The sequence below is a fragment of the Yoonia sp. genome, from assembly GCF_042093035.1.
Taxonomy (GTDB): Bacteria; Pseudomonadota; Alphaproteobacteria; order Rhodobacterales; family Rhodobacteraceae; genus Yoonia.
In genome coordinates this window covers 1-6,166 of the sequence record NZ_JBELFI010000135.1, presented here as the reverse complement: position 1 = coordinate 6,166, position 6,166 = coordinate 1, and the positions used below count along the sequence as shown (strand labels likewise).

General features: G+C 56.1%; 4 protein-coding genes and 1 pseudogene. 4 read left to right on the top strand and 1 reads right to left on the bottom strand.

Annotation, left to right across the window (positions count from 1 at the left end):
- The first annotated feature begins 207 nt into the window (after positions 1-207).
- The 4 genes from ACFDSS_RS13060 to ACFDSS_RS13045 all read left to right on the top strand — a co-directional run bounded on the left by ACFDSS_RS13060 (position 208) and on the right by ACFDSS_RS13045 (position 5,843).
- Complete coding sequence (locus tag ACFDSS_RS13060; RefSeq protein ID WP_375256169.1) at positions 208-1,926, top strand: AMP-binding protein; 1,719 nt, start codon at positions 208-210, stop codon at positions 1,924-1,926.
- Positions 1,927-1,929: 3 nt separating this feature from the next.
- On the top strand, positions 1,930-2,811 hold the full coding sequence (locus ACFDSS_RS13055) for a bile acid:sodium symporter family protein (RefSeq protein ID WP_375256168.1): 882 nt from the start codon (positions 1,930-1,932) through the stop codon (positions 2,809-2,811).
- 84 nt (positions 2,812-2,895) lie between these two features.
- Complete coding sequence (locus ACFDSS_RS13050; RefSeq protein WP_375256167.1) at positions 2,896-4,221, top strand: UDP-glucose dehydrogenase family protein; 1,326 nt, start codon at positions 2,896-2,898, stop codon at positions 4,219-4,221.
- Positions 4,222-4,235: 14 nt separating this feature from the next.
- Positions 4,236-5,843 carry an alpha-glucosidase gene (locus ACFDSS_RS13045; protein WP_375256166.1) on the top strand — a complete coding sequence of 536 codons (1,608 nt, stop codon included), beginning with the start codon at positions 4,236-4,238 and terminating at the stop codon, positions 5,841-5,843.
- Here ACFDSS_RS13045 and ACFDSS_RS13040 read toward each other — a convergent pair.
- A pseudogene (locus tag ACFDSS_RS13040) lies at positions 5,840-6,166 on the bottom strand (alpha-D-glucose phosphate-specific phosphoglucomutase); the annotation flags it as partial. The gene ACFDSS_RS13045 and the pseudogene ACFDSS_RS13040 overlap by 4 nt on opposite strands.

The window sequence follows — 6,166 nt, the reverse complement described above, 5'->3', positions numbered from 1 at the left end:
GCAACTGACTTTTAATCAGTAGGTCGATGGTTCGAACCCATCACGGCTCACCATTTTTCTCAGTTGGCATTACGCTGGATGCATTCATCGCTATCGGAGCTTGGCATCCCAAGAAACGTTGGGTCATCCGCCGCGCGCGTCTGTTTTGAGCCTTCACAATACTGTAATCTAGGCTATCGTCCTGCGAAGCTTTTGGGAGGAAGTCTTTTGTCAGATCAAGAACGTCCATGGACGGACCACTACGGCCGGTCTGTGCGGAAAACTATTGACGTGTCGCGGTACCGGACGCTTGGCGATTTCATCACTGCCAAAGCTGCCGCGTTTGCCGACTTGCCTGCCTTCACGGCCTGTATGCCGAATGGCATGAATGGCACGCTGACCTACGCCCAGGCTGATGAAATGTCAGACGCACTTGCTGTTTATCTGCGTGAGATTGCCGGTCTGGCAGCCGGGGACCGCGTTGCTATTCAGGTTCCCAACGGGCTGTCTTATCCCATTGCGGCCATGGCCGTTTTCAAAGCCGGTTGTGTTCTGGTCAATGTGAACCCGCTATATACGCCCGAAGAAATGGCAAAGCAGTTCGCCGACGCCGACCCCAAGGCAATTTTCATCGTGGATATGTTCGCCGACAAGCTGGTCGAGGCAATGCATGGCCATCCGATCCCGAATGTCATTGTGACCCGCGTTGCCGAATACTTGCCCGCGATGCCGCGGGGAATTGTTGGTCTGGTTCAGAAATACTGGGATAAGACCGTGCAACCGATCGATCTTGCACATATTCGTCTGCCTGAAGCAGTGAATGCCGGCCGCAAACAGCAAAAGGGTCAACGCAATGACCTTGAGGCGTACCGCAGCAAGATCGCGCCGGATGATGTCGCCTGTCTGCAATATACCGGCGGAACAACCGGTGTGTCCAAAGGCGCGATGCTGACCCACAGCAATATCCTGATGAACATGGAACAGACGATGGAGCTGATCCCGAACCTTGAGGAAGGCAAAGAGGTGGCGCTTACCGCTCTGCCACTTTATCACGTCTTCGCTTTCACGGTGAATTTCCTCGGCTTTTACAGCATCGGTGCGCGCAACATCCTGATCCCCAGTCCGCGCCCTCTCAGCAACCTCAAGCGTGCCTTTGAGAACTACAAGATTACTTGGATGAGCGGTGTGAACACGCTCTTTAACGGACTGAACGGGGAGGTCTGGTTTCAAGATACCCCACCCAAGCATCTCAAGTTTGCCTCTGCCGGGGGTATGGCTTTGCAGGGCGTCGTCGCGAAACGTTGGGAAGACGTCACAGGCAAGCCGGTCCTAGAAGGTTATGGTCTGACCGAAAGCTCGCCTGTTTTGACGTTCAACCCGTTCGGCGCCACCCGTCTCAATTCGATCGGTGTGCCAGTGCCATCGACCGATCTGCGCTGCGTTGATGAGGACGGCAAGGATGTCCCGCAGGGACAGCCCGGTGAATTGATCGCCAAAGGCCCGCAGATCATGAAGGGTTATTGGAACAATCCAGAAGAGACCGCAAAGACGATCCAGAACGGCTGGCTCTTGACCGGTGACGTCGGCGTGATGGATGCAGACGGGTATTTTCGCATTGTCGACCGCAAGAAGGACATGATCCTTGTGTCTGGTTTCAACGTCTATCCCAACGAAATCGAGGATACGATTGCCGCCCACCCCGACGTGGTGGAAGTCGCCGTCGTCGGCGTGCCCGATGGTGCCGCAGGTGAGGCGGTGAAGGCATTCATCGTGAAACGTGAAGGCGCTCTCGATAAGGCGGCTCTGCGTGCATATTGCAAGGAACACCTCACGGCTTACAAAGTGCCCAAGGCGGTCGAATTCCGCGACGAGCTGCCCAAATCAAACATCGGTAAAATCCTGCGCAAAGACCTGCGCGCCGAAGAACAAGCGAAAGCGGAGGGTTAAGCGATGGTTGGACCACTTGAACAGGCCATTCTGGCCCTGATGATCTTCGTTATCATGCTTGGCATGGGCGCCTCCCTGACACCGCGTGACTTTACGCTCGCTTTGAAGCGCCCCTATGGATTGATGATCGGCGTGGTGTCGCAATATGGCTTCATGCCGCTGATTGGTTTCATCTTGGCGTCGATCCTGCCGGTATCCGACACCATCAAGATCGGCATTCTGATTATGGCCTGTATGCCGGGCGGGACCACGTCGAATATCTTTACCTATTTTTCCAAGGGTAATCTGGCGCTTTCGGTGCTGATGACCGTGACGTCGACCGTGTTTGGCGTGATTTTGATCCCGATTGTGTTGGTGCTTTATGCGGGTGCGCTTGATCTGGATATCCCGCGCGAAAATATCATTGCCACCCTGGTGCTGCTTTTGGTGCCGGTTGCGGTCGGCATGGTGCTGCGCAAGCTGAATGCCAATGTCGGCGCCGTGACTGAGTTCATGGGTTCGATGCTCGCGATTTTCTTTATCCTGTTTTTGATCGTGTCCTGGATCCCGCGGAACTGGGAATTCCTGCTGACGACGACATGGGCCACTTACTTTGGTTCGGTCATGCTGGGGCTGTTTGGCTTTGGGCTGGGCTATGGATTCTCGGTTCTGCTGAAACTGCACCCCCGAAATGCACGCACGGTCGCACTTGAGACAGGCATCCAGAATGGCCCGCTGGCCATTGCGATCATAGCTTTCACATTCGCAGGCACAGAGGCGCAGGCGATCATGGCTGTTCCGGTGCTCTATTCGCTGTTTATCGTGATAACGTCGACAATCGTCACATTGTGGTTCCGCCGGATCAACACGGCGAACGAACAGCCCTTGCCCAATGGGTTGCTGTAGGGGATGAATACATGGCATTGCGACTGCAATGTTGTGTTACTCTAAAAGGCCCAAGTACCACTTCGGTGGTCACGGTGAGAAACGATGAAAATAGCGATGATCGGCACCGGATATGTTGGCTTGGTCTCGGGCGTTTGCCTGTCTGATTTTGGCCATGAAGTCGTGTGCGTTGACAAAAATCAGGATAAGCTTGCTATGCTGCGTGCGGGCAAGACGCCGATCTTTGAGCCGGGTCTTGATGCGCTGATGGCGCGCAATACGGCTGCGCACCGCCTATCTTTCACCGACGATCTGGTGGAGGCAACGGCGGGTGCGGATGCAGTTTTCATTGCCGTCGGCACCCCTAGCCGTCGCGGTGATGGCCATGCTGACCTGAGTTTCGTTTTCGGTGCCGCCAAGCAGGTCGCAGAGGCGTTGACCCAACCAACGGTCATTGTCACGAAATCCACCGTTCCGGTCGGTACGAACGAAAAAGTTGCGGAAATCCTGCGTGAAACCCGCCCGGAGCTTGCTTGCGATGTCGTGTCCAACCCGGAGTTCCTGCGTGAAGGTGCCGCTATTGACGATTTCATGCATCCTGACCGCGTTGTCATTGGTGTGAACACCAAACGCGGCGCAGAGGTGATGCAGGAAATTTACCGCCCGCTGTCACTGCGCGACTATCCGGTGCTGACCACCGATCTTGAGACCGCAGAGATGATAAAATACGCGGCCAATGCGTTTCTGGCCACGAAGGTGACGTTCATCAACGAAATCGCGATGCTTTGCGAACGGACCGGCGCGGATGTGAAGGAAGTGGCCAATGGCATGGGCTTTGACAGCCGTATTGGTCCGAAGTTCCTTCAGGCGGGCCCCGGCTATGGCGGGTCGTGTTTTCCCAAAGATACCAAGGCGCTCGCCCGGATCGGGCAGGAACACGCAACGCCGCTGCAAATCGTCGAGACCGTTATCAAGGTCAACGAAGAGGTCAAACGCCTGATGGTCGAAAAGATCATTGATCTTTGCGATGAAAAGCTGGGCGGCAAGACCATTGCGGTGCTTGGCCTCACGTTCAAACCTGACACAGACGACATGCGTGATGCGCCGTCTTTGACGGTCGTTCCTGCGCTCGTTGGTCATGGTGCGAATGTGCGCGTGGTTGACCCGCAAGCCTTTCGCGAAGCCAATGCGTTGCTGCCCAATGTAACCTGGTTTGATGACCCTTATGCTGCTGTCCAAGGGGCGCATGCAGTCATTATGCTGACCGAATGGAACGAATTTCGTGCCCTTGATCTGCGCGAAATGGCCGGGCGTATGGCCGTTCCCCGCATGGCCGACTTGCGCAACATGTATTCATGTGACTATGCGGTTGAGGCCGGATTTGAAGCCTATGTCAGCATGGGGCGCAAGTCGCAGCTTCCACAAGTTTGAAAAAGGACATCGACATGCAGGAATGGTGGCGCAGCGCGGTGATCTATCAGGTCTATCCCCGCTCTTATCAGGATGATGATGGCGACGGTGTCGGTGATCTCGCAGGCATAACCCGCCGCCTGGATCACATTGCCAGCCTTGGCGTCGATTGCATCTGGCTGTCACCAATCTTTGCTTCTCCACAGGCTGATATGGGATACGACGTATCCGACTATCTGGCCGTCGATCCGCTCTTTGGAGATCTGGCGGCGTTCGATACGCTGATCGCAGAGGCCCATGCCCGTGGATTGAAGGTGGTCGTGGATCAGGTGCTGTCGCATACTTCTGACCAGCATGAATGGTTCAAACAGTCCCGTTTGGCCCAAGAGAACGACAAGGCCGACTGGTATGTCTGGGCGGACCCGCTGCCTGATGGATCACCGCCGACAAACTGGCACAGCCATTTTGGTGGCCCCGCCTGGGAGTTTGATCCACAGCGGGGGCAATACTTTTTGCACAACTTCCTTGCGTCCCAGCCTGACCTGAACTTCCACAATCCTGATGTCGTGGATGCCATTCTGGAGACCTGTAAATTCTGGCTCGACCGTGGGCTTGATGGTTTCCGGCTTGATACGGTGAACTACTATTTCCATGACCAGAAGCTGCGGTCCAACCCGCCTGCGCAGTCCAAACCGCAGGTCATGGCGACCGATCTTTATGGGATGCAGAACAACATTTATAACAAAACGCGGCCCGAAAACCTTGCTTTTCTGAAGCGTTTGCGCGCCCTGACCGATCAATATGATGACATTATGATGGTGGGTGAAGTAGGTGAAATGGGGCACCGCTCCATTGAGATTATGGGTGAATACACGCAAGGCAAAGACCGCCTGCACATGGCCTATAGCTTTGCGATGTTGGGGCCTGACTTCAACGCCGAACACTTTCGTAATTGTATCGAAGGCTTCCAGCATGGTGCGCCGGACGGTCATCCCTATTGGTCCTTCAGCAACCATGATGTGCCCCGCCAAGTGTCGCGCTGGGCGGAGCATTCCGTGTCAGAAGACGCGATGGCGCGGCTTGCCTGTGCGATGCTCATGGCCTTTGAAGGCACCATCGGGATCTATCAGGGCGAAGAGCTGGGTCAGACCGAAACCGAACTGGTGTTCGCGGAATTGACCGACCCGCCCGCGATCCGCTTCTGGCCTGCTGTCAAGGGGCGTGATGGGTGTCGCACGCCGATGGTCTGGGAAAAGGACGCGCCAAACGCGGGGTTTTCAACTGCCAAACCTTGGTTGCCAGTCAAGGCCCCACAAGCTGCGAAAGCCGTGGATCAGCAAGGCGAAGGCAGCATTCTGGCGTACTACCGCGAGATGATCGCCTACCGCAAGAACAGCCCGGCGCTGGCGCGTGGCAAGACCAAGTTCATCAACCTGCCAGAGCCGCTTTTGGCGTTCACGCGCACCGCAGACGAAGAGGCGTTCACCTGCGTCTTTAACCTGTCGGCAGAGCCGCAGACGGTTGCCTTGAAAGCCCCCGCGACGATTGCAAAGGGCAATGCCGCGACAGTGAAAGGCAAAACCTTAACGCTCGATGGCAACGGCTTTGTCTACCTGTCGGGCGAAAGCAAGTCGTTGCTTTAGGTCATCACGTCCGGCGCGCTGCGCCCTGTTTTGGCTGTGAGGTCTGACAGGGTGAGCGCGGCGTTACGCACATCAGCCAGCATCGTCTCAGGTGCTTCCTGCAAGCGGTCTGGGTCTGTCACCAACTGCTCCAGATAGATACGGATGGTCGCCCCCTGCGTGCCTGTGCCTGACAGACGAAAGACCGCGCGCGCGCCGCCTTTGAATGCCAGCCGGATACCTTGGCCGGCAGATTGCGCGCCATCGACCGGATCGAGATAGGCGAATTCATCGGCGTTTTCGACGGTCAGATTGCCGACGGACTTGCCTGTCAGACCGCCAAG